Below are 26,185 nucleotides of genomic sequence, written 5' to 3'. Positions count from 1 at the left end.
ACAGATGACGTGACATCCATCCCCTCCGCCAAACTCATCTACCACACATATTACGACAATAACTCAAACAGATATATAGGTTCTCAACCTAGGGCGCCGCTTCGTCGTTCGAGAATTTGGGCGGACGCGGCGACGGCGCCGGGCGCGGTGGCGGTGCCGGGCGCGCGGCCGGCGGCGGTGCGCTGGGCGGCGGCGTGTAGCTGGGACGCGGCGGCGCGCTGCCGGGCGCGGGTGACGGCGGCCGCTGCCAACCGCCCTCAGGCCGGGGCGGACGCGGCGGCGCGGGCATCGCATTGCCTCCGTCCGCCGGCAGCCGCGGGCGGTTCCAGCCGCCCTCCGGCCGAGGCGGGCGCGACCAGGCCGGCGGCGCGGGCGGGTTCTCCACCCCGGGGGGCGGGACCGGCGCGGGCGAGGGCGTCACCACCGGCGGCGGCACCGGGCGCTGCCAGCCGGGGCCGCCCTCAGGCCGGGGCGGGCGCGGCGGCGCGGGCATCGCATTGCCTCCCTCCGCCGGCGGTCGCGGACGGCTCCAGCCACCCTCGGGCCGGGGCGGGCGGACGCCGGGGGCCGGCGGACTGCCGGTATCCGGCCCCGCGCCGGGCGTGCCGGGCGAGGGCGGCAGATCCGGTCGGTCGCGACGCCAGCCGGGCGGGCGCGGACCGTCCGGACCGCCGCCGGGGCGGGTCATCGGCGGCCGGCCCGGCGCCGGAGGGCCGCCGGGCTCCGCGCCCGGCATGCCCGGGCGGGGCGGCGGATTGGTTCCCGGCCGGCCCGGCGGGCGCGACCAGCCCCAACCCGGCTGCGGCGGGCGCCCGGCGCCGGGGCGTCCCGGCGCATGCGGCCCCCGGCCCGGCGGATGGAAGCGGCCCGGCGGCGGCCCCTGGAAACCGCCCTGGCGCCAATGGCGGAAGCGTTCGGCAGCCTCGCGGCGGCGGCGCTGCTCGGCATCGAAGCGCCGCCGCCAGGCCGCGGCATCGCTGCGCTCGTGATAGCGGCTCCAGCCCGGATAGCGGCTGCGCCCGCTGTCCCAGACCTGGATGAAGCTGAGCAGATAGGGGCTGGCATCGATCCAGGCATCGGTATCGACCGGGCGATAGTCGCGCCCGGCCAGCGCCTCGCGCAGCCGCACGGCGCGCGCATGGAGATTGCCGGCCGCATCGTCATAATCGCCGAACTCGGCCCGGGGCGCGGCCTCGCCATCGGCGTCATAGACCATGGCCAGCCGCCCGCGCACATAGGCGAAGCTCATTCCCGGCTCGACGGCGAGGAACGGCCCCGTGGCACCGGGCGCGAAATAATAGCTGCGGATGCCGCCCGCGCCCGCATCCTCCACGATGATCGTATAGCCGTCGGTCGTCTGCCAGGCCCAGGGCTCCTGCCCCTCGAAGGCGAAGGCGAAGTCGGGCGGCGCGTCGCCGATCGCGTCCCACAGCGCATCGGCCTGGTCGATCCATTGATAATCGTCCGCCGATTGCGGCACGGACTGGCCCATGCCCGCGCCCGGCGCCGCCATCGCCGCGCCCGCGCCGGGCAGCGCGAGCGCCGCCCCGGTCAGCATCGTCAGCCGGATCATCCTCTCGAACCGCATCGCCCTGCTCCCTCCTGCATCCTGCCGCAGATTTCCGCCTCCGCCGCTGAACGGCATGTGAAATGCATGTGCAGCTTCGCGAAAGGAAAGACCCGGGCGTCCCACAAGGAGAATCGCCTCGAAAGCAACCGCGGTCCTTCTCCATTTCAATTGACCTGCCGGCGCGCGCGCGCGTAATTCGCGCCGGCAAAAGGGGGAAATCATGAAATCTCGTGTGAGGGCGCTCGCGCCTGCACCCATGCCTGTGTCCGGAACGCCGCCGCTCGACTGATCGGCGATGTCGCACGCACGCCTCGCTTCCGCGCTTCTCGCCGCGGCGACGTTGCTCGCGGCCGGGGCGTCGCATGCCCAGACCGCGCCCGAAGCCCCGCCCGCGCCGCCGCGGATCGAAGGACTGTCGGCCGTCCAGCTGTTCGAGGCGGCGGGCCAGGCCGACAAGGCAGGCGATCCCGCCGCGGCCGAGACGATCTACCGCGCGCTGACCGGCGATCCCGATGCCGAGATCCGTGCCGAGGCGCGCTTCCGCCTCGGCACGCTCTACGAGCGCCAGCGGCGCTTCCGCGATGCCGCCCTGGTCTTCCGCCAGCTGCTCGACGAAAAGCCCGACGCCGCGCGCGTCCGCATCGAACTGGCGGCCACGCTCGCCGCGATCGGCGACGAGGGCGCCGCCCGGCGCGAGCTGCGCCAGGCCCAGGCCGGCGGGCTGCCGCCCCAGGTCGCGCTGGTGGTGAACCAGTTCGCCACCGCGCTGCGCTCGCGCAAGCCGATCGGCGCCAGCTTCGAATTCGGCCTGGCGCCGGACAGCAACATCAACCGCGCCACCGATTCGGCCACGCTCGACACGATCATCGCCCCGCTCGACCTGTCGCGCGACGCCCGCCAGACTTCGGGCCTGGGCGTGCGCGCCGCCGGCCAGGCCTATCTGCGCGCGCCGCTGGCCAAGGACCTGTCCTTCCTTCCGCGCGTCTCGGGGCAAGGCGTGCTCTACCGCCATTCGGCGTTCAACGACGTCTCCGCCTCGGCCCAGCTCGGCCTCGAATGGTCGCCGGGCCGCGAGCGGATCCGTCCCTCGGCCGGTGCCAGCTTCCGCTGGTATGGCGGCCAGCTCTATGCGCGCACCGCGACCGCGACGATCGACTGGCAGCATCCGCTCGACGGCAAGTCGCAGCTCGGCGCCGCGCTCACCGCCGGCACGACCGATTACCGGCTGAACCACCTGCAGGACGGCATGCTGTGGAACGCCAGCATCGCCTATGAGCGCGCCTTCGACGCGCGCTCGGGCGGTGGCATCACGCTGGTCGGCACCCGTCAGACCGCGCGCGATCCCGGCTATGCCACCGTCTCGGGCGGCGTCGACCTTCTCTACTGGCGCGAGTTCGGCAAGACCTCGGCCTTCGTCACTTTGGGCGGCCGCCGTCTCGAAGGGGATGCGCGCCTGTTCCTGTTTCCCGATCGCCGCCGCGAATGGACGCTGAGCGCCGGGGGCGGCGCCACCTTGCGCGCGCTGGCCTGGCACGGCTTCGCGCCGCTGGTCCGCGTCGAGTTCGAGCGCAACTGGTCGACGGTCGGGCTCTATGACTATCGCCGGGTGGCGGGCACATTCGGCATCACCAGGGCATTCTGAAGAGGGGGAAGAGATGAAGCGGATTCTCAGGGCGACGACTTTCGCGTCGGCGATCGCACTCTCGGCGTGCAGCGGCGGCGGGGGCGGCGGCGGCGTGAACACGACGCCTCCCGCCACCGGCGGCGGCACCCCCACGCCGACGCCCGGCCCTTCGCCATCGCCTACCCCGGGTACGACGCCTACCCCGTCCCCCACGCCCACGCCGGCTCCCACACCCACGCCGACCCCCACGCCGACGCCGGCGAACACGTCGATGCTCAACCTCACGGCGAGCCAGAGCTTCGCCAATGACGGTGCCGGCGGGAATGCGAGCTTTCCGAAGAGCGGCGCGATGCCCACGCTCGCCGCGTCGAGCAAGACCATGACGGTCGCCTATGACGCGAGCAACGCCTCCTACACCGTTACCGCGCCGGGACGCAGCCAGACCTTCCGCGCCTCGGACATCGATGCCGCACGCAGTACGGCACAGGTTACCTACTATGCGCGCAACAGCGGCGGCACCGAGGAATCGCTGACCATCACCAAGCCCGGCACCGCGGGCCGCTTCACCTATCAATATGTCGCGGGCGGCTATTGGGAGCGGATCGTGACGGGATCGACATCGATCGACGGCTCGCTCGATGCCTTCGCCTATGGCCTGCCCACCGCGACGGCGGCCACGCCGCGCACCGGCACCGCGCATTACTCGGTCGACCTGCTCGGCGCGCAGCTCGACAACACCACCCTCACCGGCCTCACCGGATCGGGCTCGCTCGACGCCGACTTCGGCCGCGGCGCGCTGACCGTCCATGCCGAGCTGGACACGGCCCATACCCCCCGCACAGCCTTCTCCGGCGAGGCGCGGATCTCGAGCACCGACAACAGCTTCTGGGGCCCGGTGCGCTTCAGCGACATCGGCGCGTTCTCCGGCGCGATGACCGGCCGCTTCTACGGCCCCGGCGCCGAGGAGGTCGGCGCGAGCTGGTACGCCAGCACCACTTCGCCGTTCGGCCAGGTCGCGGCGGGCACGATCATCGGGCGGCGCGAAGGCGCGCTGCCCGCGGCGACCTCCTTTGCCGATCCGCGCCCCAGCCAGTTCTTCGCCGGCGACGTGAGCACCAGCAGCGGGAGCTTCACCGGCACCACCGCCAGCAACCAGGCGACCGGACGCGGCACCTTCATCGTCCAATATGACGCGGACCGGCGCACCTACACGATGATCGGCGCCGACCGCTCGCAATATTACGGCCCGACCACGCTCAGCAACGGCATCGGCGACCAGTTCACCGTCTTCACTCCGGGCGCGCTGCAATATGTCCGCGCGGCGGAGGCACAGCATCGCGTCATGAACGGCCAGCCCTGGCAATTCGTGATCGACGACGTGACCTTCGGCTATGCCACCGCGGATACCGCGCTGCCGCGCACCGGCAGCGCCGCCTATGACCTGACGCTCAACGGATCGATCTTCCACTCGGGCGACCCGCAGCCGATCCAGATGGACGGCAGCGGCACGCTCTCGGTCAATTTCGGCACCGGCGCCATCGACCTGGTCGGCGGCGCCCGGGCCGGCAGCAGCCTGCCCAACAACGCCATCGCCGCCGGCGGCTTCTCGGGCACCGCCGCGCTGTCCAGCACGGCCAACCGGTTCGGCGGCACCTTCCAGCTCGACCTGTTCGGCGCGCACAACGGCACGATCGACGGGCGCTTCTACGGCCCGACGGCGCAGGAAGTCGGTGCCAGCTTCGCCGTCGCGGATGCGGGCGGCAACGTGGCCAGCGGCACGCTGACCGGCATCTCGAACCCGGCGATCCTGGAAGGGCGCAAGACGCTCGCCGAGCTGACCGCGCCCACCGATTTCACCAGCGGCTATTCGCTGGTCATGCACTGGCAGTATCCGATCAACAATCGCGGCTTCATCTCCTCGAATGCCGGCCTGATCAGCGCCAGCCAGTCCATGGCGCGGGTGCGCTGGGATCCGGCGACGAACAGCTATCTCGTCTCGCGCCCGCTGGGCGGCGGCTCCGACGGCGAGGCATTCAGCATCGGCTTCGGCCAGGCCGACAAGGTTGCGGCGGAGAGCAACGCCGTCTTCTCGGTCTATCGCGGAACCGCCGCCAACAATGTCGACTGGACGGCGAAGATCTATGGCACCGGCGCCGGCAATGGCGAGCTGGCGCTCACCTATACGAGCTTCGTCGACTTCACCCGGGTGCGCAATTATCCGCCCGGCCTCTCGAAGGACAACGACCATTATTTCATCCCCTTCGGCGTCGCCACGCTCGACAGCCAGCTGCCGCGCACGGGCACGGCCAACTATGCCGGCGTGCTCTATGGCCATGGCGCGATCACGCCGGCGGGAAGCAACACCAGCGATTTCTACGCGCTGAGCGGCACCAGCAGCATGAGCGTGAACTTCGCCGGGTTCGGCATCAGCGGCTCGCTGGCGATCAAGGGCGCGAACGGCGGCACGACCACCGATTTCGGACGCTTCGATTTCACCGGCAACCGCAACAACGCGATCTTCAGCATGGGACAGACCAGCGCGGCGACCACCGGCTATTGGCTCGGCCAGTTCAACGGCCCCGCCGCGGCCGAATATGGCGGGGTGTTCAATATCCAGACCAACACGGTCACGCCCGGCTATGATTCGATCAACGGCCAGAAGCTCATCCTCACCGGCGTGACGGTGGGCAAGAAGACGCCCTGATCCCGCCGCCGGGGGCGGTGCGCCGCCCCCGGCCCGGTCCCGCGCGTCCGTCCAGGATGCGCGGCAGCTGGCATCGCCTGCCCGGCGTTCCTATCTCCCCACTGGAATCTCTCCAGGAACAAAGCTAGAACCCCCGGCATGGCACTTACCACCATCTCCGTCCGCGGCGCGCGCGAGCACAATCTCAAGGGCGTGGACGTCGACATTCCGCGCGACACGCTCACGGTGATCACCGGCCTCTCGGGCTCGGGCAAGTCGAGCCTCGCCTTCGACACCATCTATGCCGAGGGCCAGCGCCGCTATGTCGAGTCGCTGAGCGCCTATGCCCGCCAGTTCCTCGAGCTGATGCAGAAGCCCGATGTCGAGCATATCGAGGGCCTCAGCCCCGCCATCTCGATCGAACAGAAGACGACTTCGCGCAACCCCCGCTCGACGGTCGCCACGGTCACCGAGATCTACGACTATATGCGCCTGCTCTGGGCGCGCGTCGGCATTCCCTATTCGCCCGCCACCGGCCTGCCGATCTCGGCGCAGACCGTCAGCCAGATGGTCGACCGGGTCCTGGCGCTGCCCGAGGGCACCCGGCTGCTCCTGCTCGCCCCGGTCGTGCGCGGCCGCAAGGGCGAGTATCGCAAGGAGCTCGCCGAATGGCAGCGCGCCGGCTTCCAGCGCGTCCGCATCGACGGCGAGACCTATCTGATCGAGGAGGCGCCCGCCCTCGACAAGAAGTACAAGCACGACATCGAAGTGGTGATCGACCGCCTCGTCGTGCGCGACGATATCGGCACTCGCCTGGCGGAGAGCTTCGAGACCGCGCTCAAGCTCGCCGAGGGGCTGGCCTATGTGGATCTCGTGGACGCGACCGTGGCCGAGATCACCGGCGCCCGCGTCCAGGAGGCGCGCGCCGAGTTCAACGCCACCGGCGGCCAGCTCAAGGGCGCCGGCATCCCCGACAACCGCATCGTCTTTTCCGAGAAGTTCGCCTGCCCCGTCAGCGGCTTCACCATTTCCGAGATCGAGCCCCGCCTCTTCTCGTTCAACGCGCCGCAGGGCGCCTGCCCGGCCTGTGACGGCCTGGGCGAGAAGCTGGTGTTCGACGAGGATCTGGTCGTCCCCAACCATGATCTCAGCATCAAGAAGGGGGCGGTGGTCCCCTGGGCCAAGTCCAACCCGCCTTCCCCTTATTACATGCAGGTGCTGGGCAGCCTCGCCCGCGAGTTCGGCTTCAGCCTCGACACGCCCTGGCGCGACCTGCCGGGCGAGGTCCAGCTGATCATCCTCCACGGCACCGGCGGCAAGCCGGTCACCCTCACCTTTGTCGACGGCAAGAAGTCCTATGACGTGAAGAAGCCGTTCGAGGGCGTGATCGGCAACCTCAACCGCCGCATGCTGCAGACCGAATCGGCGTGGATGCGCGAGGAACTGTCGAAATACCAGGCGGCCCATCCCTGCGAGACCTGTGGCGGCGCCCGCCTCAAGCCCGAGGCGCTGGCGGTCAAGATCGCGGGCGAGGACATCAGCCACGCCACCCGCCTCTCGGTGGTCGACGCGCTCGGCTGGTTCAAGGCGCTGCCCGAGACGCTGACGCCCCAGCAGAAGGAGATCGCCCGCGCGATCCTCAAGGAGATCGACGAGCGGCTCGGCTTCCTCAACAATGTCGGCCTCGACTATCTCAACCTCGATCGCACCTCGGGCACGCTCAGCGGCGGCGAGAGCCAGCGCATCCGCCTGGCCAGCCAGATCGGCTCGGGGCTGTCGGGCGTCCTCTACGTCCTCGACGAGCCGAGCATCGGCCTCCACCAGCGCGACAACGACATGCTGCTCGCCACGCTCAAGCGGCTGCGCGACCTCGGCAACACCGTGCTGGTCGTCGAGCATGACGAGGACGCGATCCGCAGCGCCGACTATATCCTCGACATGGGGCCCGGCGCCGGCGTGCATGGCGGCGAGATCGTCGCGCGCGGCACGCTGGACGATATCCTCGCGACCACGGGCTCGGTGACCGCCGACTATCTCAACGGCACCCGTGAGGTCCCCGTGCCGGCCAAGCGCCGCAAGGGCACCGGCAAGAAGCTGACGGTGGAGAACGCCACCGCCAACAATCTGCGCGGCGTCACCGCGAGCATTCCGCTCGGCACCTTCACCTGCATCACCGGCGTCTCGGGCTCGGGCAAGTCGAGCTTCACGATCGACACGCTCTATGCCGCCGCCGCGCGCCAGCTGAACGGCGCCCGCCTGCTTGCCGGCAAGCACGACCGGATCACCGGCCTCCAGCATCTCGACAAGGTGATCGACATCGACCAGTCGCCGATCGGCCGCACCCCGCGCTCGAACCCGGCGACCTATACCGGCGCCTTCACCAGCATCCGCGACTGGTTCGCGGGGCTGCCCGAGGCGCAGGCGCGCGGCTACAAGCCGGGCCGGTTCAGCTTCAACGTCAAGGGCGGCCGCTGCGAGGCCTGCACCGGCGACGGCCTGCTCAAGATCGAGATGCACTTCCTGCCCGACGTCTACGTCACTTGCGACGTGTGCCACGGCGCGCGGTACAATCGCGAGACGCTGGAAGTGAAGTTCAAGGGCAAGAGCATCGCCGAGGTGCTCGACATGACGGTGGAGGACGCAGTCGAGTTCTTCAAGGCGGTCCCGCCGATCCGCGACAAGATGGCGATGCTGGCCGAGGTCGGCCTGGGTTACGTCAAGGTCGGCCAGCAGGCGACGACGCTCTCGGGCGGCGAGGCGCAGCGGGTGAAGCTGGCAAAGGAGCTGGCGCGGCGGGCCACCGGCAACACGCTGTACATCCTGGACGAGCCGACGACGGGCCTGCATTTCGAGGACGTCCGCAAGCTGCTGGAAGTGCTCCACGCGCTGGTCGAGCAGGGCAATACCGTGGTGGTGATCGAGCATAATCTCGACGTCATCAAGACGGCGGACTGGATCCTGGACCTGGGCCCCGAAGGCGGGGTGAAGGGCGGCGAGATCGTGGCGCAGGGCACGCCGGAGGACGTGGCGAAGGCGGCGCGGAGCTTTACGGGGAAGTATCTGGCGCCGTTGCTGGGGAAGAGGAAGGTTCGGGAGACCGAGGCGGCGGAGTGAGCTTCTATCCGCGCCCAACAAGAGGTCCAAACGCCCAAAGCCCCATTTGAGAGCATTGAGGTTAACCTTGACCATCGAAAGGCTTGAATCCTAACATGGTCGGATGCTTTCATTTGCGACTGAATTTCCAGTTTGCGAAACCTCCTCTGAGAGGTTTGTTGAAGCCGTTCGGGCTTGGATTTCAGGTTCGCCGCATGCCAAATTGACCGCAGAACATCTCTCCTCCATTCCTACCTCTGGCCGCTGGAAGGTGGACAGTGGCTCAGTGAGTCTCGAAGCCATCCTCACGAAAGAGGATCAGCATGAGATTGCTGCATTTAGGTATTCGGCGTTGGACCGCGACATCCAGTGGGTGACCGAAGTTACCTATTCGAAAACGCCCGAGGATGACTGGATCGGCATTCGTACGGATCGGGAAGCCACTCGCCCCTTAGTTTCCCTTCCGCCGGCCAAGAAACCGTACATTGTCAGGACCCTAATCGAAAAACTGGGCGGCGGCCTGGATGACGAACTGCACGTGTCGGATTCCGCCCATCACTTTTCTGAACTCGATACGCGCATGGCTATCCGGCTACTCAATGCGGATGCCGAGAATTACCTCCCGCTTGCATATGTTAGCTGCCCGTTTACTGAACAGAGCATTATGAACGCCGAACTCCTCGCCAAATCCCTCGGCGGAATGGCCCATGTAATCGTTGAGCCCAGCCGCTCGTTTTCAAAGAGCATCCAACGAGATGTTGGCTCAAGAAATGTTTACGGAGGCAGCATCGGCGTATATTGGCCCAATGGCGAAAAATATCGATACTATATCAATGATATAACCCCCACCGAAGCGGCAGTCCGCCAAGCAATCGTCTCTGACATTCGATCTGCGCTTATTAATCGGCGCCCCTTGGCACGATGCACTTGGGCAAGGGCTGAAGCGGACCTCGCGCGTTCTGTCTTTGAAACACTCAAAAATTCCGGCTCCGAAGACGTCTCCGAATATGTATCCGCCTTCGACTCAGAAATTAGAGCAAAGGATGAGCAGCTCTCTGAGGCAGAAAAGGAGATTAAGCACTTAAAATCTAGAATAAGGTCACTGGAATTTAAGAACTCTACTCATCACGCGACGAGTTGGGAAATTTGCTCAGAGCAACAACTTCGTAAAGGTGAGTTTGACGAAGTCATTCGAGATGCCCTCATTTTTGCCGCAGCAAATGTGCAGGCTGGTAGCCGACGGCAAGATATCATCACTGCCGCAGCTTATGAGATTCAAGAATCTAGTTATCTCAAAGACAGCCGAGAAATCTTGAAGCAGATTCTTAGGAATTATACTTCCATGAGCGGAGATATTTCCAGAAACCTCAAGGAACTCGGATTTGATATTTCTGATGATGGTAAACATTATAAGCTTATATATATGCAAGATGACAGATACGTATTCTCTCTACCGAAAAGTGGAAGTGATTGGCGTGGCGGAATGAACTCCGTCAGCGATATTGCTAAGCGGGTCTTTTGAAGTTAGCCGGTCCTTATTCGTTAGAATCATTATATCACACCGCTAGTTTGGCTATCTCCAATCCGGACACAATCCACCGCCCGCGCCTTCCCCCACCACGCACGCCACGCTATATTCCCCCCATGGCCAAGCTCTCGCCCATCGAGTCCGAATTTGCGACGACCGAAGAGGCCGAGGCCTATGACGCATGGTTCCGCGCCAGGGTCGAGAAGGCGATGAACTCCAAGGAGCCCGGCATCCCGCACGATCAGGTGATGGCGGAGATGCAAGCGATCATCGACAAGCATCGGGACAAGTGACGCTAGCGCTGATCTGGCGCCCCGAGGCGCGCCAGAGCATGCGCGAAATCATCACCTATATCGCTGCCCGCCGTCCGGCCGCCGCCCAGCAGCTCGGCGATGCGATCCTTTACGCCGCCAGCCGCTTGCCCGATCACCCCTATATCCACCGCGCGGGCCGCGTGCCCGGCACGCGCGAAGCGGTGATCCATCCCAACTACGTCCTGGTCTACCGTGTCACAGCAGAGACCATCGAGATCCTCTCGCTCCTCCACGCCCGCCAGCAATACCCCTGACCCTCTTCGCGCCGGCACCAAGAACAAACCATAAACAAACCCTGTCCTACACTCCCCATTCCGGCATATCTAACCGGTCCTCAAACCAACCCGAGAGGACCACCCGATGCGCCATCACCAGCTCCTTCCCCGTCCCCAACATGGCGACCCCGAAGTCCCCGCGCTGCCGCTCGACGAATACACCAAGTCCCCTTCCCAGCGGATCGGCGGCTGGTCCGGCGAGAAGCAGGCGACCTTCCTGCGCGCCATCGCCGAGGGGGCCACGGTCGGCCAGGCGTGCCGGCTGGTCGGGCTCACCCAGCAATCGGCCTATGCCTTCCGCCTCTCCGCGCGCGGCGCCCATTTCGCGCTCGGCTGGGAAGCGGCCCTGCTCCACGCCCGCAACTGCCTCGCCGATACGCTGATGGAGCGCGCGCTCCACGGCACGGTCGAGACGATCACGCGCTCCGACGGCAGCGAGGTCGAGCGCCACCGCATCGACAACCGGCTCGGCATGGCGATGCTCACCCGCCTCGATCGCATGGCCGACAAGGCGGCGAAGGAAGCCACCCACGCCGCCGCCCGCCTCGTCGCGCAGGAGTTCGAGGCCTATATCGATCTCGTCGCCCGCGATGCCGGCCCGGCCCGCGCCGACAGCTGGCTGCGCACCCATACCGACCTTGCCGGGCCGCTCGCCGATCTCGATCCCGCCGCCCGCGCGCATTGGTCCGGCGCGGACTGGGCGCGAGCCGAAGCCGCCGGCCTGGTCGAGATCGCCCCCGCGCCCGCCCGTGCGGACCATCAAGCGATTCAAGATTTCGCCCCGGCCGGGGCGGCCTGGCCCGCCGGGGAGGAGCCGGTCTGGTGGGACGGGGACGACGAGAAATGGCACACCCGCTTCCCTCCGCCCGCGGATTTCCATGGCGAGGAAGACGGCGCCTATGGCGATGACGAATATTCGCGCGAGCTGACCGCCGAGGAAGAACATCTGGTCGAGGCCCCGTACCGCGCCAGACTGGCGGCGCGCCGGAAAGTCGAAGGCGCGGCGCGCGATCGCTGGTTCGCCTTGCTGGCCGCGCCGGAGACAGATGACGGCGCCGCGATATTTTCCCATGCCGCCCCTTGAACTTGCGATGCCGCCTTCCCACTTTCCATTTGCTACAGTCGCATTTCGACGGTTTTCGGCGCTTTGCGGCCCCTCTTCCTTCCATCTGCCCCTTGCAGCGCGAGGTCCGCTCGCACTGAGCGCGGCCGATAACATAAGGAAGAAAGCACATGAGCCATACCGGTACCGTCAAGTTCTTCGATGCGACGAAGGGCTTCGGCTTCATCTCGCCCGATGGCGGCAAGGACGATCATTTCGTCCATATCAGCGCCGTCGAGCGTTCGGGCATGAGCACGCTCAGCCAGAACCAGCGCGTGAACTACGAGCTGGAGAACGACAAGCGCGGCCGCCTTTCGGCGACCAATTTGTCGCCGGCCGAATAACGGACTCCGACAGGCGGCTCCGGCCGTCGGCGGCGTCCTCCGCTCCCTTGTGGGGGCGCCGCCACCCCAACGTCCTCTCTTGGAGAACGCACCCGTGGCAAACCAACCCGATTACCGGGCTCAGGCGGCGAAATGCCGTGCCGAGGCCGATGCCGCCACGCTCGACAATGTCCGCGAACAGCGGCTGCGGGCAGAAGCGGCATGGCTCGAAATGGCCGTCCGCCAGGAACGTACCGTCAGCTCGCGCATTGCACGAGCGGCGGCCAGTCCGGCCATCCAGTCAACAACACAGGAAACTACATGAACTTTTTCAATCGCATACACGAAACCCAGATTACCCGCAGCGCCAGCCGGCCGTTCGAGGCCTTCATTCCGCCGCACCGCCGCCTCTTCCCCCTCGAGACCAGCCAGCGTCAGCGCGCCATTGCCCGCGCCGCGGCGATCGAGGTGCTCGGCTAGGAGCCGGCGCTTTATCCGGGGCCGGCATGCTGGCCTGGCCCCGGCCCATCCCTTTCCATAACGCTTCCGTCCATCCGGTCTCCGCGTGCGCCCAGTCGAGCGCGGCGGTGGGGCCGCATGCCGTTTTTCCGCGTTCAAGGCATGGCCCCCGTCCGGGGCAGGTCAACAGAAAGAGGGGATTCCGATGAAGCGCTTCACCATGCTGCTGCCGCTGTCGCTGACGCTGGCTGCCGCGGCCTGCAATTCCGGGCCCAAGGTCACGGCCGAGAATGCCTCGGTCGAGGAAGTCTCGAACAAGGTTGCCGCGGCCCAGGGCGCCGGCAGCTTCATCTCGCCGGGCCATTGGGACGGCAAGGTCACCATCACCAATCTCGACATGCCGGGCATGGACAAGATGCCGCCCGAAATGGCGAAGACGATGAAGGACAAGATGATGAAGGGCCAGGAATTCGCCAGCTGCGTGACCGAGGCCGACGTCAAGTCGCCCAAGGCCGGCATGTTCGGCGGCGACAAGAGCTGCCGCTACGATCACTTCACCATGGCCGGCGGCACGATCGACGCGAAGATGACCTGCGAGACCGCGGGCCAGAAGCGCGACATGACGATCACGGGCAATTATTCCCCCGATTCCTATCACACCGAAGTGAAGTCGAGCGGCGGCCAGGCCGGCACCATGGCGATGACGATCGACGCGAAGCGCGCCGGCGCCTGCACCGGCAAGGAGAAGAGCTGACGCAAGCGGCGGGGCGGCGAGACGCCCGCCCCGCCGCTCGCCAAATTCGTGCTGGAGGCGAAACCTTTTCCGCCCCCCATGCATTCCCCCAGGCGAGCGGGTTCACGGAGGAGAGACCGATGCGCATCCTGATCCTCGGCCTGGCGGCCACGACGGCGCTGGCCGGCTGCACCGATTACGATACCCGGCCCGGCGGCGGCTATGGCTATCGCGACTATGATTATAACCGCCCCGATCCGTCGTACGGCGGCTATTATGCCGATCGCTATTATCGCGAGGGCCGCGGCTATCGCGAATATCGGCTGGGCCGCAACGACCGCGTCTATCGCGGCCAGGACGGCCGCTATTATTGCCGCCGCTCGGACGGCACCACCGGCCTGGTGGTCGGCGGCGTGGCCGGCGGCCTGCTCGGCGCGGCGATCGCACCGGGCGGCTCGGAACTGCTCGGCGCGCTGCTCGGCGCGGCGGCCGGCGGCGCGGTCGGCTCCTCGGTGGAGAAAGGCGAGGCACGCTGCCGCTAGCGCGAACGGACGGCCTTCAAGCCGGGCCCCGGATTCCCTAGATCAGGGGCCCGGCAAAGAGGGAGATCCAGGACATGACGACCCGTACCGCGACTGCCCGCTACGAAGGCTTCGGCAAGGAGGGCAAGGGCCATATCACCACCCAGTCGGGCGTGCTGACCGACCAGTTCTATGGCTTCAACACCCGTTTCGCCGACGAGCCCGGCACCAATCCGGAGGAGCTGGTCGCCGCCGCCCATGCCGGCTGCTTCACCATGGCGCTGAGCTTCGCGCTGGCCCGGGCCGGCTTCAGCGAGGGATCGCTGGAGACGCGGGCCGCGGTGAAGCTCGAGCAGGATGGTGACGGCTTCACCATCACGCGCTCGGACCTGACGCTCAAGGCCAGCGTCCCCGGCCTGGCCCAGGCGCAGTTCGAGGCGCTGGCCGCAGGCGCCCATGCCAATTGCCCGGTCTCCAAGCTGCTCAAGGCCGAGAGCAGCCTCGACGCGACGTTGCTCTGAACCTCGCCAGCGACGTCTGGCCCGTCATCGTCATCCCGGCCCCGAGCCGGGGTGACGGCCCGGCGGGCGCGATGCTTGCAATGTAGGGTTTCGTCTGCTCCATGCTGATGGATGCAAGCCGGCTTCCCCTCCCGCCCCCATGGGACCCGCCGCCGCCCGGCGCATGGCAAGGGAGAACGGGGGCCCCGTAGCGTATGTTTCGTAACCTTCCGCGCATTACGGCGGGCCCCGAATGACCGTGGTGCCGGCTCGGGACACCCCAGCCTGGGGATGCGGTATTCGTTTCCGTCATCCCTGCGAAGGCGGGGATCCAGGATAGCGCGGGAGGATCGACGCAATCGCGCGCCGGGTTGCCGGAGACGTTACAGCCATTGCTCCTGGCCCCGGATCCCCGCCTTCGCGGGGATGACGGAGAGGGGCTTGCTCCGGGAAGGCAAGCGCCATCGATCTTCGGGCGCTTCGGCCCATCCCGGCCCTGTGCCGGGGTCCACGGTGCCGCGAGTCCGGCACCGGGACCTCCCCGCTTCCCGGTGGATCCCGCCGCAAGGCCGGGGCGACGGGATGCATGAGGCCGTCTCGGCTACCTCGCTCCAGATGTCGACGCGCCCAGGGTCACGACCCAATCGGCAAACCCCGTCACCCCCGCGAAGGCGTGGATCCAGGGTAGTGCGGGAGGATCGACGCAATCGCGCGCCGGGTTGCCGGAGACGGCAAAGCGAGCCTCATAGCCATTGTTCCCGGCCCTGGATCTCCGCCTTCGTGGGGATGACGGAAACGGTTTCAGGCGCTTGCGCCCGGTGCGCGGCGCGGCCCGTCGCCAGGCGCCACACCGATGCCGATGCCGGAGGAACCGGAGTGACGGCCACGGACCAGATACGCCCGGATCTCAACCCCCAGCCCTGCATCCCCGCACCACGCAAAAGGGGCCCGGCATTGCTGCCAGGCCCCGTGTCGCCGGACTGCTGCCGTGGATCCGGACGGATCGTCGGCATGGTTTCGGCGGCATCCTCGGCGCGCGCCGGCAAGGGCATGCGTGCCTTGGGTCGGTCGTCGAGGCTGGCCGTTGTCCACTCACCCCGAAGGGGAGTTGCGGTTACCAGCCTCGGCGGCCCGCTTCGTCTCTCCGGCCGGGGGCCGGAAATCGGAAGCCTTGCTGGATGCTTCTCTCCGCTCGATCCCTCCAGATCCTTCCGCATTGCTTGCGCAGCGCGTCCGGCTGGCCAATCTCCCGGCGGGCCGTTCCTTCGTTCCCGAAGCCGGGCGCTTGCGCACCCCTTTCCGCGAACCAGGGTTCCGGCCCCTTTCCGCTTCGCCCTTCCGCGTCGTGCAATGCTTGCGCATCGCCTTCCGCTTCCGGCCGAACCGTGCTCCGGCGTCCCTCGAAACCTCGGCAGCGCCTGGGCGGCACTTCGGCTTCGCAACTTCCGGGGCCTCGCATCCCCGAACCGTAACCGGATGCGGTTTCCCGAAGGCACCTGCACCGTTTCCGGCCCGTGTAAACCTCTGATCTTGCTTTGGTTTCCCGCCGCCGGACCGTTCCGCTTACAGTCATGATGGTGTCATCGAACCCGAGTCGCGCAAAGCGCGAAATGCCCCTGCAAACTTGTGAAGACTGTGGATAATGTGGACAACTAGGCAATATTGTTGCGCGGTGCCCAATCGGGAGGAGCCAATTCGAACCCGGCGAAATCGAAGCCCGGCACGACGATGCAGCTCACCAGCGCCCATCCGTGCGGCGCTTCGGTCGCCTGCCAGCGATTCGCCGGGACCAGGCACTGGGGCGCATAGCCGGCGGTCACCTCGCCGCCAAGCCGGATCGTCGCCGGATCGCGGTCCGCCGCGTCGGCGATGTGGAGCGCGAGCGGGCTGCCGGCGTGCCAGAGCCACCATTCGTCGGCATCCACCCGGTGCCAGTGCGAGCGCTGGCCCTGTTCGAGCAGGAAGTGGATCGCGGTTCCCCGGGCCCGTCCGTCCGCGCCCGGCGCCGCTCGCCAGGTCTCGCGATACCAGCCGCCTTCGGGATGCGGCGCCAGCCCCAGCCGCTCGATGATCGCCCGTGCCTCGTCCATTTTCCTTCCCTCCGATGAACGGCCTGTTGTTTTCCGTTCATGCAACTAGTTCGGAACCGAAACGTTAGCTTTCCGGTTTGCCCCAAAGTGCATCAGGAGTGTAATAACATGCGGAAACTCATTCTCGCGCTCGGCGCGATCGCCGTTGCGGTGCCGTCGGCCGGCCTGGTTCCGATCGCCGCAAATGCCGCACCCATCGCCAAGGCAGGTGCCGACGGCAACTGGTCGCAGGATCGCGGCTATCGCAAGCGCTATGCCTATCGCGAGTGGCGCGGGCGTGACGGCCGCAGCTATTGCCGCAAGCCCGACGGCACCACCGGCCTGGTGGTTGGCGGCGTGGCCGGCGCGCTGGTCGGCCGCACCATCGACACCCGTGGCGACCGCACCGTCGGCACGCTGCTGGGCGCCGCAGCCGGCGCAGTGGCGGGCCGCGAGATCGAGCGCAGCGGCAAGCGCCGCTGCCGCTGATCCCCCGCCGGTAACAGAAACGGTTCGCCCGGAAGAACGCGCCGGGCGAACCGTTTTCGCATGGCGAGCGGCCCGTTAACCCTTGCCGGCTACACAGGAGTGCCATGCTTCACGTGCTCGTCCTCTCGACGCTCTTTCCCGATGCCTCGCGCCCGAATTTCGGCATCTTCGTCGAGCGCCAGACCCGGGGGCTGGCGGAGCGGGAGGATGTGGCGGTGCGCGTCGTCGCCCCGCTCGGCCTGCCGCCCTGGCCACTGGCCCGGCTTTCCCGCTATGCCCGCCTCGCCGCGCTGCCGGAGCGGGAGACGTGGAACGGGCTGACGGTCCATCGCCCCCGCTTCCGCAACCTGCCGGGCACCGGCGGCCGCTTCCATGCCCGGGCCCTCGCCGCCGCGCTCACTCCGCTGCTCGGCGCGATCCGCGGGGAATTCCCGTTCGACGTGATCTCGACCGAATTCTTCTTCCCCGACGGCCCCGCCGCGGTCCTGCTCGGCAGGCGCTTCGGCGTGCCCGTCTCGATCAAGGCGCGCGGCTCGGACATCCATGACTGGGGCCGGCGCCAGGCCGTCGGGCCGCAGGTGGTCGCCGCCGGCCGGGGCGCGGACGGCGTGCTCTCGGTGAGCGATGCGCTGCGGGCCGACATGATCGCCATGGGCATTCCGGGCGAGAAGATCGAGACGATCACCACCGGGGTGGACCTGGCCCGCTTCGCACCGCGCGACCGCGCCGCCGCCAAGGCCGAGCTCGGCGTCGACGGGCCGCTCGTCCTGTCGGTCGGCGCGCTGATCCCGATCAAGGGGCACGACATCGTCATCGACGCGGTCTCGGCACTGCCCGGCGTCACGCTGTGGATTGCGGGAGAAGGCCCGGATCGCAAGCGGCTGGAGGCGCGGATCGAACGGCTGGGCCTGGGCGAGCGCGTCAGGCTGCTCGGCGCGATCCCGCCCGATCGCGTCGCCGCCGCGCTCGCCGCCGCCGATGCGATGGCCCTTGCCTCCGAACGCGAAGGCCTCGCCAATGCATGGCTCGAGGCGCTGGCGAGCGGCACTCCGATCGTCATCCCCGATGTCGGCGGCGCCCGCCAGGTGGTCACCGCGCCGGCGGCGGGCCGCATCGTCCCGCGCACCCCCGCCGCCTTTGCCGAAGCGCTGGGCGCGCTGATCACCGCGCCGCCGGCCGCGGCGGACGCCCGCGCCGTCGCCGCGCCCTTCACCTGGGCGGCCAACAGCAGCCGTCTCCACGCATTCCTCCGGCGCCTCGTCGATGCGCGCGGCACGGCGTGAGGGAACCGCTTCGCCCCGCCCGCCGTTCGTGCCCGGGGCGTAACGGAGAGAGATGGACCATGAACCCTTTTCGCAACCTGCCCGAGCCGCCCGCCGAAGCGCCGCGCGTCTATTACATCCTGCCCCAGGTAGAGCAGGTGCCCGAGACGCCGATCGGCCCCGGCGACCTGGAGATAGAATTCGAGTTCGAGCCCGATTGGGAGGCGGAAGGGAAGTGATCCTTTTCCGCGTTGACTAGGCGGCGTTGGTCCGTGACATTCATGACAGTGAAGTTACCAGCGGTGGAGACCGAGTGATGGCGGGCAAGAAGGACAAGAAGGCCGGCGATACCAAGCCCGAGAAGAAGGGCTTCCTTCCCAAGAGCATCGCCGGGATGAAGCTGCCCAAGGAACTGCGCAAGCAGCTCGACGCGCTGGCCAAGCATCCGGTGGTGAACGATCTGCTCGCCGCCGGGCTGGTCGCCCTGGCCGCCAAGCTCAAGCCCAGCGAGAAGGCCGGGGAAGCGGCGGCCCCGGCCCCCTCGCCCGCACCGGCCGCCACTGCGGCAAAGCCGCCGGCCGCCGCTGCGGCAAAGCCTGTGGTGAAGCGCGCGCGCACCGTTGCCGCGAAGCCCGCCGCCAAGGCACCGTCAAAGCCCGCGGCGAAGCCCGAACCGGCGGCCAAGGCGCCCGCCAAGCCTGCCACCGCCAAGCCCGCTGCCGCCAAGGCGCCCGCCGCGAAGGCCGAGACCAAGCCGGCGGCCGCTCCCAGGGCCGCGGCGAGGCCCAAGCCGGCCTCCGCCAAGCCGGCGCCCGCCGCTACCGATGCACCCAAGCCGGCGCCGAAGCCACGCAAGGCCGCGGCGACCAAGGCGCCGGCCGCGACGCCGCGTGCCACTACCCGCCGCGCCAAGGCCACTGCACCCAAGACGACGCGCTGATCCTCTGCTAGGCAAGCCGCCGAAGCAGGGGGGAGTTCAATGAAGCCGAAGCAGACGCACGCCGACAGTCCGGCGCACGGGCTGGAACGCATGGCGTTCTTTTCCGACGCCGTGTTCGCCATCGCGATCACCTTGCTGGTTATCGAGATCCATGTGCCGCATGTCGCCGCGCCTTATGGCGACACGGCGTTCCTGGAGGCTCTGAACAAGCTGATCCCGAACTTCATCGGCTTCTTCGTCTCCTTCTTCGTGATAGGCGCCTTCTGGGCGGGGCATCACCGGGCGTTCGATTGCGCGCGCCACTGGAGCCCCAGGCTGTTCCTGCCCAACCTGCTGCTGCTGAGCGCGATCGCCGCGATGCCGTTCTTCACGGCCTTCTCGTCCGAATATTACGGCCACCGCGTGCCCACCGCCTTCTATTGCGGCTGGATGATCCTGATATCGATCTTCAACATCCTGATCCAACGCGTCCTCACCGCGCCGCCGGTGGTGGGAGAGCATGTGACGCCGGCACAGCGCCGGATGATCCGTCAGCGCGGCCTTGCGGCGCTGCTCGCTTCCCTCGCTGCGTTCGTGACGAGCCTGTTCATCCCGTTCCTTGCCCAGATAGTGCTGATCACCATTCCGCTCTGGCGCCTGCTGCTGACCCGGCTCGCGCCGGCGCGCTGAAGCCCGCGGCGGCAAGCGCTACAGGGCGGGGACCGGGCCGGCCCAAGACGGCATCAGCGCTTCTTCGCCCAGGCGCCATATTGCCGCGCCGTCAGGTCGACCAGATCGCCCTGCGCCAGGTTCATGTCGATCAGGTGCAGGCCCCAGTCCTTCAGGATGACATTGCCGACCTTCACGTCGCCGGGGATGGTGTCGGTACGCGCATCGGCCGGATCCGCGTTCACCGTCACCGCGAGATAGTTGAAGCCGTCCTTGTCGACGCACTCGGTGGAGATCAGCCCGGGCACGCTGACGAAGGGCGTGGTGACCGGCGCGCCGTCCCTGCTCCAGGCCTCGGCCGAGCCCGGGACCAGCATGTTGCCCCCGGCGTTGAGATAGGCGTGCGCCACCGCCTTGCCCCCGCCCAGCGCCGCCGGATTGGTGCAGCCCGCTTCGACGCCCGGCCGGTCGCCCTTGGCGAAGCGGCTGCCGGCGGGCGGCGGCGAGTCGGCGCGGAAGCTCGCATAGGTGACCACGCAGCCGGCCTGGTCGGCGCTGCGGCACAGCGGGATCGTCGGGAACACGCCGCCCACGTCCTTGCCCGCCGGAACCGGCACCGAGCTGCCGATCAGCATCGCCGAGACCAGCTGCTTCTGCGCGGGCTTGCCGTCGATTTCGCGGGCGACGAGCTGGGTGAGGATCAGCGAGCCCTGGCTGTGCCCGATCAGCACCACGCCGCGCCCCTTATTGTCATGGGCCAGATAATCGTCCCAGGCAGCCTTCACGTCGCGATACGCCATGTCGCGGTCGATCGCCGGGGTGCCGCCGCCCATGATGCTCCTGAGCGCCGTGAGCGTGACCTGGCGATAGACCGGCGCGAACACCCGGCAGTTCTTCGCGAAGCGCGCGACCTGGAACTGGGCGACGCGCTTCTCCTCGGGCCCGGGGATCATGTCGCTATTGGGTGTCGGGTCGAGCGAGATGGTGGGGTAGACATAGAAGCAATCGAACTTGGGCGTGCTCGCGGCCTTGAACGGCTCGACGCTGCGCGCGCCGTCGGCGGCGACCACGGTGGTGGAGAGATCCGCCGCGCACGCATCCTGCCGGCCGGGCCGGCAGAGCCAATTGGCGGGATCGCGATAGTCCGGCGTGTCCGACCCAGCGGCCATGGCCAGCGCGAGTGCGAGAATCATCATGCTGCCTCTCCCTTTCCGGGCAGCATATCCATTGTTCGGGCGACGCGGAAAGCCTCCCCGCCGGGAAACTAGTCCAGCGGGTAGAGCGCCCCGGCGATCCAGCGCAGCTCGGCGCGCAGCACGCCCCAGGCGCGGGCGGCGGCGCGGCTGTCCATCGCCTCGATGCCGATGCCCCTGGCGCCCAGCGCCTCGGCCAGCGCACGCGGCGGTCGCACCAGCGTCTTGCCGGTGCCGAGCAGCAGGAATTCGGGCCGGGGCGCCAGGCCCAGCAAGGGCGCGAGATCGGCCTCGGTCAATTCGGCGATCGGCGGCGGCGCCCATCCGTCGGCGCGCTCGGGCGTGATCAGCAGGCCTTCATAGACGCCCTCGTCCACGCGAAAGCCGCGCCCGGAGAAGCCGGAGATGACCGGCCCCTCCGCGCTGGCGCGCTTCACTTCCACCGGCTCAGCCGACGCGCTCGGCGCCGCTCGCCGGCGAGGGCTTTTCCTCGCGCGGGCCCGGCTTCAGGCCCAGCGTGATCAGCAGCGACGACGAGACGTAGATCGACGAATAGGTGCCGACGACGATGCCGAGCATCATCGCCGCGGTGAAGCCGCGCAGCACCGGGCCGCCGAAGATCAGCAGCGAAGCGAGCGCGAGCATGATCGTCAGCGAAGTCATCACCGTGCGCGGCAGCGTCTCGTTCACCGAAAGATCGATGAGCTCGCTCATCCCCATCTTGCGGTATTTGCGCATGTTCTCGCGGATGCGGTCGTCGATCACCATCTTGTCGTTGATCGAATAGCCGATGATCGTCAGCACCGCGGCGACGATGTTCAGGTCGAACACCATGCCGGTGACCGCGAAGAAGCCGAGCGCCATCAGCACGTCGTGGATGATCGCCACCGCGGTCGAGATGCCGAACTGCCATTCGTAGCGGAACCACGAGAAGATCGCGATGCCGATGATCGCCAGCACCACGGCCAGGATGCCCTTGTTCACCAGCTCGCCCGAGACCTTGCCCGACACGGTGGAGTAGTTCGTGAAATCCGCGTTGAACTTGGCCTTCAGCGTGGTCTTCACCGTCTCGACCATCTTGTCCACCGCATCGGGCGTGGTCGAATGCGGAACCGGCAGGCGAATCGTCACGGTGTTCTGGCCGCCCAGCTGCTGGAGTGCAGCATCGCCGAACCCGAGCTCGTTCACCGTCTCGCGCACCTGGTCGAGATGCGGCGGGCTGGCGAACTTCTCCTCGATGGAGACGCCGCCGACAAAGTCGACGCCCATGTTGAGTCCATGGATGCCCACCAGCGCCACGGCGGCGACGGTGAGCAGCGTAGTGACCGCGAAGGCAATGAAGCGGACGCGTACGAACCCGATGTTCGTATTGTCGGGAATGATCTTGAGGAGCCGCATGCGCGTCGCTTCCGTTAAATGTGGATTTCGGTCGGCCGGTTACGGCGCAACCAGATCGTGACGAGCATGCGGGTGAACACGACGGCGGTGAACACCGAAGTCGCGATGCCGATCAGCAGCACGACCGCGAAGCCGCGCACCGGGCCGGAGCCCAGGATCACCATGATCAGGCCGGCGATCGCGTGCGTCACGTTCGCCTCGAAGATCGTCCGGCTGGCTTCCTTGTAGCCGAGCTCGACCGCCTGGCTCACACCGCGCCCGCGCCGCCGCTCCTCGCGGATGCGTTCGTTGATCAGCACGTTCGCGTCCACCGCGGTGCCGATCGTCAGCACGAAACCGGCAATGCCCGGCAGCGTCAGCGTGGCGTTGAGCAGCCCCATCACCGCCAGGATGACCAGCACGTTGATGATCACCGCCAGCGTGGCGTAGATGCCGAAGCGGCCATAGGTCAGGATCATGAACGCGATCACCGCGATCACCGCGATGATCGAGGCGGTGACGCCGGCGCGGATCGAATCGGCGCCGAGCTCGGGGCTCACCGTCGATTCCTGCACCACCTTCAGCTTCACCGGCAGCTTGCCCGAGCGCAGCGCGATCGCGAGCTGGTTTGCGCTCTCCACGGTGAAGCCGCCGTTGATCACCGCGCTGCCGCCCAGGATCGGCTCGTTGATGTTCGGCGCCGAGATGACGACGCCGTCGATGATGATCGCGAACGGCTTGCCGCTATTCTCCTGCGTCACCTTGGCGAATCGCTTGGAGCCGGCACCGTTGAGCTGCAGCGTGACGCCGGGCGCGCCGGTCTGCGGGTCATAGGTCTGCTTGGCATCGACGAGCATGTCGCCGCTGATCATCACCTGGCGCTGCACCGCGACCTTGCCGCCAGCCTGGTAGGGCATGATCACGTCGCCTGCGGGCGCCTCGCCACGCTGTACCGCGTTCTGATCGGCATTGACGTCGACCAGGCGGAACTCGAGCACCGCGGTCTGGCCGATCAGCGCCTTGAGCGCGGTCGGGTTCTGCAGGCCGGGCACCTGCACGACGATGCGGTTGGCGCCTTCGCGCACCACGGTCGGCTCGACGGTGCCGAGCGCGTTGATGCGCGTCTCGATCACTTCGCGGGCATCGCCCATCGCGGTGTCGATCGCCTCGTTGATCCCCGCCTCGGTCGGCGTCAGCACGAAACGGCTCGAATCGACCACGGCGACGTCCCACTGGCGCTGGCCAGTATTGCCGACGCCGGTGCCGGTGATCGCGAGCAGCTTTTCGCGCGCCGCATCGACCTTGGACGGGTCGCGGAGCATGAAGCTGACCTTGCCGCCCTGGATCGAGATGTCGCCGATGTCGATCTTGGGGTCCTTGCGCATCTCGGCGCGGACCTGATCCTGCATCTGCGTCAGCTTGGCCTGGCGCACGTCATCGGTGTTCGCCTCGAACAGCAGGAAGCTGCCGCCGGCAAGGTCGAGGCCGAGGTTGATCGCCGGCTTGGGCACCCAGCTCGGCCAATGCTCGCGCGCGCTCTTCGGGAAGAAGCTCGGGATCGACAGGGCGATCATGATCGCGATGCCGACCAGGATCGTCGTGATCTTCCAGCGGGGAAAGTCGAGCATCAGTCGTTCGCGGGCTTGGCGCCGCCGGCCGGCATCACGCTGGTAAGCGTGGCCTTGATCGCGCGGACCTTCACATTGGGGGCGAGCTCGATCTCGACTTCGGTCTCGTCGACCTTGGTCACCTTGCCGAGAAGGCCGCCGCCGGTGACGACCTGGTCGCCCTTCTTCACGGCGTTCACCGCGTTCTGAAGATCCTTCATCCGCTTCTGCTGCGGACGAATCATCAGGAAGTAGAAGGCGACGAAGATGAGGACGAGCGGCGCAAGTCCGAGGACGCCGCCCATCGGGTTGGCCTGGGCTGCCGCGCCTGCGGCCTGTGCATGTGCTGGCGTGATGAGCATGGGGTCCTGATTATTATTGTCATGGGCGGAGGAATCCGCACCGTTCAAGCGCGGCGCGCTAACATGTGGTACACCCCGGCGCAACTATTGTCGCGGATGGGTTGCATCCCGCGCCGGTCCGGCCTAGAGGGCGCACCCTTGGTCGGGGCGTAGCGCAGCCTGGTAGCGCATCACACTGGGGGTGTGGGGGTCGCAGGTTCGAATCCTGTCGCCCCGACCATTGCATCGATCGATCTCCGATCCGCCCCTTTCGGGGCCTTCCCCTAAGCCAGCTTCGGATCTGGGCCCGGCATGCCGGCCGGCGGCTAGGGTGCCGCGATCTCCTCGGGCAGGGTCTGGCGCGCGCGCGTCCGGCTGCCGGTGACGCGCGCGATCACTGCCTTGCCCAGCCGCTGCCCGGGCAGCTCGACCAGCCGGTAGGCAAGGAAGGCGAGGACATAGGTGGCCGGCACCACGATCGCGCCGGTCAGCGCGAACCGTCCGGCGGCGCCCAGCCCGGTGCCGAAGCGCGCGATCACGCCCGCCGCGACCGGGTACAGGATCAGCAGGTGGATCAGATAGGCGCCATAGGAAAGCTCGCCCAGCCAGTGGAACACTTTGCCGCCGAGCAGCCGCGCGATCCCGTCGACGGCACCCAGCGAACGCAGATGAACCAGCGCGAAGAAGCCGAGCACGAGCAGCACACGCACCAGGATGTGCAGCAGGTCGTGATCGCCCCCCACCGGCATCAGCGCGAGCAGCATCGCCACGGCGAGATGCACGCCGATCCGCCCCCGGCCCGGCCCGGGATCGGCGGCGATCAGCATGCCGCTCAGGAACAGGTGCAGCTTGAGCGGCAGGAAGGCGGGCATCGGGAAATCGAGCCCCAGCCGATGCGCAAGCACCGCCAGCCCCAGCGCCGCGCCCGCCGCTACCAGCGCCGCCGGCACCCAGCCGGTTCGCCGTGCGAGCAGCACCAGGAACGGGAAGGCAGCGTAGAACTGCATCTCCAGCCCCAGGCTCCAGTCCGGCAGCGGGGTACGGAACGCATAGTCGGGAAGCAGGCCGAACACGAAGCTCAGATGCGCGGCGATATTGGCGAGGCTCGCATCGGCAAAGCGCTCGCGCGGCTGGAGCGGCTGGCCCAGGAAGCTGTCGATCGCCACCCGGTCGGCATAGAGGGCCGGCCCGGCGAGCAGCGCCACCGCCAGCGTCACATAGAAGAGCGGCGCGAGACGAAAGAAGCGGCGCGTCCAGAACGCCGCCCAGGTGCCGGGCGCGCGCCAATCCTCCACGTCGGCACGCAGCCGATACTGGAACACCATCAGGAAGCCGGAGAGCAGGATGAACAGGTCGACGCCCAGATCCGGCTTGCTCAGCACCGGCAGGCGGAAGCCGGTCAGGATCACCAGGTGCCCGAACAGCACCCAGAGCGCCGCCAGCCCGCGCAGGCCGTCGAGACACGCGACTCGTCGGATGTCGACTTGCCGAATGTCCATCGCGCACCTCCCATGCCGCTTCTCGGCGCGACAGC

At 67.7% G+C, this 26,185-nt stretch carries 26 protein-coding genes and 1 tRNA gene; 19 read left to right on the top strand and 8 right to left on the bottom strand.

Annotated features, from left to right (window positions below; genetic code table 11):
* Positions 1-88 precede the first annotated feature (88 nt).
* Positions 89-1,588 carry a hypothetical protein gene (locus ACIQCS_RS21215; protein ID WP_345848474.1) on the bottom strand — a complete coding sequence of 500 codons (1,500 nt, stop codon included), beginning with the start codon at positions 1,586-1,588 and terminating at the stop codon, positions 89-91.
* A 277-nt stretch (positions 1,589-1,865) separates the two neighbouring features.
* Here ACIQCS_RS21215 and ACIQCS_RS21210 point away from each other — a divergent pair, with 277 nt between their 5' ends.
* The 13 genes from ACIQCS_RS21210 (at position 1,866) to ACIQCS_RS21150 (ending at position 14,746) form a co-directional block, all read left to right on the top strand.
* Positions 1,866-3,212, top strand: a complete 1,347-nt coding sequence (locus ACIQCS_RS21210) for a surface lipoprotein assembly modifier (protein WP_345848475.1) — start codon at positions 1,866-1,868, stop codon at positions 3,210-3,212.
* A 13-nt stretch (positions 3,213-3,225) separates the two neighbouring features.
* A complete protein-coding gene (locus tag ACIQCS_RS21205; RefSeq protein ID WP_345848476.1) occupies positions 3,226-5,898 on the top strand; it encodes a transferrin-binding protein-like solute binding protein in 2,673 nt (890 codons plus the stop codon).
* A 138-nt stretch (positions 5,899-6,036) separates the two neighbouring features.
* Complete coding sequence (gene uvrA / locus ACIQCS_RS21200) at positions 6,037-8,991, top strand: excinuclease ABC subunit UvrA (RefSeq protein WP_345848478.1); 2,955 nt, start codon at positions 6,037-6,039, stop codon at positions 8,989-8,991.
* 103 nt (positions 8,992-9,094) lie between these two features.
* Positions 9,095-10,492, top strand: a complete 1,398-nt coding sequence (locus ACIQCS_RS21195; RefSeq protein ID WP_345848479.1) for a hypothetical protein — start codon at positions 9,095-9,097, stop codon at positions 10,490-10,492.
* A gap of 122 nt (positions 10,493-10,614) precedes the next feature.
* The gene (locus ACIQCS_RS21190) at positions 10,615-10,791 is read left to right on the top strand and encodes a stability determinant (protein ID WP_345848481.1); all 177 of its coding nucleotides are present in this window, start codon (positions 10,615-10,617) and stop codon (positions 10,789-10,791) included.
* The gene (locus ACIQCS_RS21185; protein WP_345848483.1) at positions 10,788-11,066 is read left to right on the top strand and encodes a type II toxin-antitoxin system RelE/ParE family toxin; all 279 of its coding nucleotides are present in this window, start codon (positions 10,788-10,790) and stop codon (positions 11,064-11,066) included. The genes ACIQCS_RS21190 and ACIQCS_RS21185 overlap by 4 nt, the downstream gene beginning before the upstream one ends.
* Before the next feature lie 106 nt (positions 11,067-11,172).
* Positions 11,173-12,171: a hypothetical protein gene (locus ACIQCS_RS21180; RefSeq protein ID WP_345848485.1), complete on the top strand. Its 999-nt coding sequence runs from the start codon at positions 11,173-11,175 to the stop codon at positions 12,169-12,171.
* Positions 12,172-12,320: 149 nt separating this feature from the next.
* The gene (locus tag ACIQCS_RS21175; protein WP_280280957.1) at positions 12,321-12,533 is read left to right on the top strand and encodes a cold-shock protein; all 213 of its coding nucleotides are present in this window, start codon (positions 12,321-12,323) and stop codon (positions 12,531-12,533) included.
* 94 nt (positions 12,534-12,627) lie between these two features.
* A complete protein-coding gene (locus ACIQCS_RS21170; RefSeq protein ID WP_280280958.1) occupies positions 12,628-12,837 on the top strand; it encodes a hypothetical protein in 210 nt (69 codons plus the stop codon).
* Entirely contained in the window at positions 12,834-12,992 is a 159-nt protein-coding gene (locus ACIQCS_RS21165; protein WP_345848487.1) for a hypothetical protein, read from the top strand. The genes ACIQCS_RS21170 and ACIQCS_RS21165 overlap by 4 nt, the downstream gene beginning before the upstream one ends.
* Positions 12,993-13,176: 184 nt before the next feature.
* Complete coding sequence (locus tag ACIQCS_RS21160) at positions 13,177-13,725, top strand: DUF3617 domain-containing protein (RefSeq protein ID WP_345848488.1); 549 nt, start codon at positions 13,177-13,179, stop codon at positions 13,723-13,725.
* Between the two features lie 119 nt (positions 13,726-13,844).
* Positions 13,845-14,246 (top strand): glycine zipper 2TM domain-containing protein, encoded by a 402-nt coding sequence (locus ACIQCS_RS21155; RefSeq protein WP_086130735.1) that lies wholly within the window; start codon positions 13,845-13,847, stop codon positions 14,244-14,246.
* Positions 14,247-14,320: 74 nt separating this feature from the next.
* Complete coding sequence (locus tag ACIQCS_RS21150; RefSeq protein WP_280280961.1) at positions 14,321-14,746, top strand: OsmC family protein; 426 nt, start codon at positions 14,321-14,323, stop codon at positions 14,744-14,746.
* Between the two features lie 1,631 nt (positions 14,747-16,377).
* On the opposite strand, the gene ACIQCS_RS21145 is transcribed toward ACIQCS_RS21150, so the two are convergent.
* On the bottom strand, positions 16,378-16,815 hold the full coding sequence (locus ACIQCS_RS21145; RefSeq protein ID WP_345848492.1) for a cupin domain-containing protein: 438 nt from the start codon (positions 16,813-16,815) through the stop codon (positions 16,378-16,380).
* 108 nt (positions 16,816-16,923) lie between these two features.
* Between ACIQCS_RS21145 and ACIQCS_RS21140 the strand changes: the two genes are divergently transcribed.
* The 5 genes from ACIQCS_RS21140 to ACIQCS_RS21120 all read left to right on the top strand — a co-directional run bounded on the left by ACIQCS_RS21140 (position 16,924) and on the right by ACIQCS_RS21120 (position 20,154).
* Positions 16,924-17,283, top strand: coding sequence for a glycine zipper 2TM domain-containing protein (locus ACIQCS_RS21140; RefSeq protein WP_294050688.1), 360 nt, complete (start codon positions 16,924-16,926; stop codon positions 17,281-17,283).
* A gap of 104 nt (positions 17,284-17,387) precedes the next feature.
* Entirely contained in the window at positions 17,388-18,566 is a 1,179-nt protein-coding gene (locus ACIQCS_RS21135) for a glycosyltransferase (protein WP_345848494.1), read from the top strand.
* A 59-nt stretch (positions 18,567-18,625) separates the two neighbouring features.
* Positions 18,626-18,784: a hypothetical protein gene (locus tag ACIQCS_RS21130; RefSeq protein WP_185906935.1), complete on the top strand. Its 159-nt coding sequence runs from the start codon at positions 18,626-18,628 to the stop codon at positions 18,782-18,784.
* A gap of 77 nt (positions 18,785-18,861) precedes the next feature.
* Positions 18,862-19,485, top strand: a complete 624-nt coding sequence (locus ACIQCS_RS21125) for a hypothetical protein (protein ID WP_345848497.1) — start codon at positions 18,862-18,864, stop codon at positions 19,483-19,485.
* A gap of 39 nt (positions 19,486-19,524) precedes the next feature.
* Positions 19,525-20,154 carry a TMEM175 family protein gene (locus tag ACIQCS_RS21120; protein WP_345848498.1) on the top strand — a complete coding sequence of 210 codons (630 nt, stop codon included), beginning with the start codon at positions 19,525-19,527 and terminating at the stop codon, positions 20,152-20,154.
* 53 nt (positions 20,155-20,207) lie between these two features.
* On the opposite strand, the gene ACIQCS_RS21115 is transcribed toward ACIQCS_RS21120, so the two are convergent.
* From ACIQCS_RS21115 to yajC, 5 genes are all read right to left on the bottom strand, one after another.
* Positions 20,208-21,329, bottom strand: a complete 1,122-nt coding sequence (locus tag ACIQCS_RS21115) for a DUF3089 domain-containing protein (RefSeq protein ID WP_345848500.1) — start codon at positions 21,327-21,329, stop codon at positions 20,208-20,210.
* A 68-nt stretch (positions 21,330-21,397) separates the two neighbouring features.
* Positions 21,398-21,769, bottom strand: coding sequence for an Mth938-like domain-containing protein (locus tag ACIQCS_RS21110; RefSeq protein ID WP_345848501.1), 372 nt, complete (start codon positions 21,767-21,769; stop codon positions 21,398-21,400).
* Between the two features lie 4 nt (positions 21,770-21,773).
* Positions 21,774-22,724: a protein translocase subunit SecF gene (secF, locus tag ACIQCS_RS21105; protein WP_345848503.1), complete on the bottom strand. Its 951-nt coding sequence runs from the start codon at positions 22,722-22,724 to the stop codon at positions 21,774-21,776.
* Positions 22,725-22,738: 14 nt separating this feature from the next.
* The gene (gene secD / locus ACIQCS_RS21100; RefSeq protein WP_345848505.1) at positions 22,739-24,331 is read right to left on the bottom strand and encodes a protein translocase subunit SecD; all 1,593 of its coding nucleotides are present in this window, start codon (positions 24,329-24,331) and stop codon (positions 22,739-22,741) included.
* On the bottom strand, positions 24,331-24,672 hold the full coding sequence (gene yajC / locus ACIQCS_RS21095) for a preprotein translocase subunit YajC (RefSeq protein WP_086130725.1): 342 nt from the start codon (positions 24,670-24,672) through the stop codon (positions 24,331-24,333). The genes secD and yajC overlap by 1 nt, the downstream gene beginning before the upstream one ends.
* A 143-nt stretch (positions 24,673-24,815) precedes the next feature.
* Between yajC and ACIQCS_RS21090 the strand changes: the two genes are divergently transcribed.
* A tRNA-Pro gene (locus tag ACIQCS_RS21090) sits at positions 24,816-24,892 on the top strand.
* Positions 24,893-24,977: 85 nt separating this feature from the next.
* Here ACIQCS_RS21090 and ACIQCS_RS21085 read toward each other — a convergent pair.
* Positions 24,978-26,150 carry an acyltransferase gene (locus ACIQCS_RS21085; RefSeq protein WP_345848510.1) on the bottom strand — a complete coding sequence of 391 codons (1,173 nt, stop codon included), beginning with the start codon at positions 26,148-26,150 and terminating at the stop codon, positions 24,978-24,980.
* Positions 26,151-26,185: the final 35 nt, after the last annotated feature.

Origin of the sequence: Sphingomonas sp. NPDC092440 (genome assembly GCF_044754985.1) — a bacterium.
Classification (GTDB): domain Bacteria; phylum Pseudomonadota; class Alphaproteobacteria; order Sphingomonadales; family Sphingomonadaceae; genus Sphingomonas.
The sequence above is the reverse complement of the archived record's forward strand: the minus strand, read 5'-3'. Positions and strand labels throughout refer to the sequence as shown.

What these genes read in the sequence shown, in the direction of transcription:
- ACIQCS_RS21215 (WP_345848474.1), bottom strand. Translation starts at nt 1,588, where the DNA reads ATGCGGTTCGAGAGGATGATCCGGCTGACGATGCTGACCGGGGCGGCG.
- ACIQCS_RS21210 (WP_345848475.1), top strand. Translation starts at nt 1,866, where the DNA reads ATGTCGCACGCACGCCTCGCTTCCGCGCTTCTCGCCGCGGCGACGTTG.
- ACIQCS_RS21205 (WP_345848476.1), top strand. Translation starts at nt 3,226, where the DNA reads ATGAAGCGGATTCTCAGGGCGACGACTTTCGCGTCGGCGATCGCACTC.
- uvrA (WP_345848478.1), top strand. Translation starts at nt 6,037, where the DNA reads ATGGCACTTACCACCATCTCCGTCCGCGGCGCGCGCGAGCACAATCTC.
- ACIQCS_RS21195 (WP_345848479.1), top strand. Translation starts at nt 9,095, where the DNA reads ATGCTTTCATTTGCGACTGAATTTCCAGTTTGCGAAACCTCCTCTGAG.
- ACIQCS_RS21190 (WP_345848481.1), top strand. Translation starts at nt 10,615, where the DNA reads ATGGCCAAGCTCTCGCCCATCGAGTCCGAATTTGCGACGACCGAAGAG.
- ACIQCS_RS21180 (WP_345848485.1), top strand. Translation starts at nt 11,173, where the DNA reads ATGCGCCATCACCAGCTCCTTCCCCGTCCCCAACATGGCGACCCCGAA.
- ACIQCS_RS21175 (WP_280280957.1), top strand. Translation starts at nt 12,321, where the DNA reads ATGAGCCATACCGGTACCGTCAAGTTCTTCGATGCGACGAAGGGCTTC.
- ACIQCS_RS21165 (WP_345848487.1), top strand. Translation starts at nt 12,834, where the DNA reads ATGAACTTTTTCAATCGCATACACGAAACCCAGATTACCCGCAGCGCC.
- ACIQCS_RS21160 (WP_345848488.1), top strand. Translation starts at nt 13,177, where the DNA reads ATGAAGCGCTTCACCATGCTGCTGCCGCTGTCGCTGACGCTGGCTGCC.
- ACIQCS_RS21155 (WP_086130735.1), top strand. Translation starts at nt 13,845, where the DNA reads ATGCGCATCCTGATCCTCGGCCTGGCGGCCACGACGGCGCTGGCCGGC.
- ACIQCS_RS21150 (WP_280280961.1), top strand. Translation starts at nt 14,321, where the DNA reads ATGACGACCCGTACCGCGACTGCCCGCTACGAAGGCTTCGGCAAGGAG.
- ACIQCS_RS21145 (WP_345848492.1), bottom strand. Translation starts at nt 16,815, where the DNA reads ATGGACGAGGCACGGGCGATCATCGAGCGGCTGGGGCTGGCGCCGCAT.
- ACIQCS_RS21140 (WP_294050688.1), top strand. Translation starts at nt 16,924, where the DNA reads ATGCGGAAACTCATTCTCGCGCTCGGCGCGATCGCCGTTGCGGTGCCG.
- ACIQCS_RS21135 (WP_345848494.1), top strand. Translation starts at nt 17,388, where the DNA reads ATGCTTCACGTGCTCGTCCTCTCGACGCTCTTTCCCGATGCCTCGCGC.
- ACIQCS_RS21130 (WP_185906935.1), top strand. Translation starts at nt 18,626, where the DNA reads ATGAACCCTTTTCGCAACCTGCCCGAGCCGCCCGCCGAAGCGCCGCGC.
- ACIQCS_RS21125 (WP_345848497.1), top strand. Translation starts at nt 18,862, where the DNA reads ATGGCGGGCAAGAAGGACAAGAAGGCCGGCGATACCAAGCCCGAGAAG.
- ACIQCS_RS21120 (WP_345848498.1), top strand. Translation starts at nt 19,525, where the DNA reads ATGAAGCCGAAGCAGACGCACGCCGACAGTCCGGCGCACGGGCTGGAA.
- ACIQCS_RS21115 (WP_345848500.1), bottom strand. Translation starts at nt 21,329, where the DNA reads ATGATGATTCTCGCACTCGCGCTGGCCATGGCCGCTGGGTCGGACACG.
- secF (WP_345848503.1), bottom strand. Translation starts at nt 22,724, where the DNA reads ATGCGGCTCCTCAAGATCATTCCCGACAATACGAACATCGGGTTCGTA.
- secD (WP_345848505.1), bottom strand. Translation starts at nt 24,331, where the DNA reads ATGCTCGACTTTCCCCGCTGGAAGATCACGACGATCCTGGTCGGCATC.
- yajC (WP_086130725.1), bottom strand. Translation starts at nt 24,672, where the DNA reads ATGCTCATCACGCCAGCACATGCACAGGCCGCAGGCGCGGCAGCCCAG.
- ACIQCS_RS21085 (WP_345848510.1), bottom strand. Translation starts at nt 26,150, where the DNA reads ATGGACATTCGGCAAGTCGACATCCGACGAGTCGCGTGTCTCGACGGC.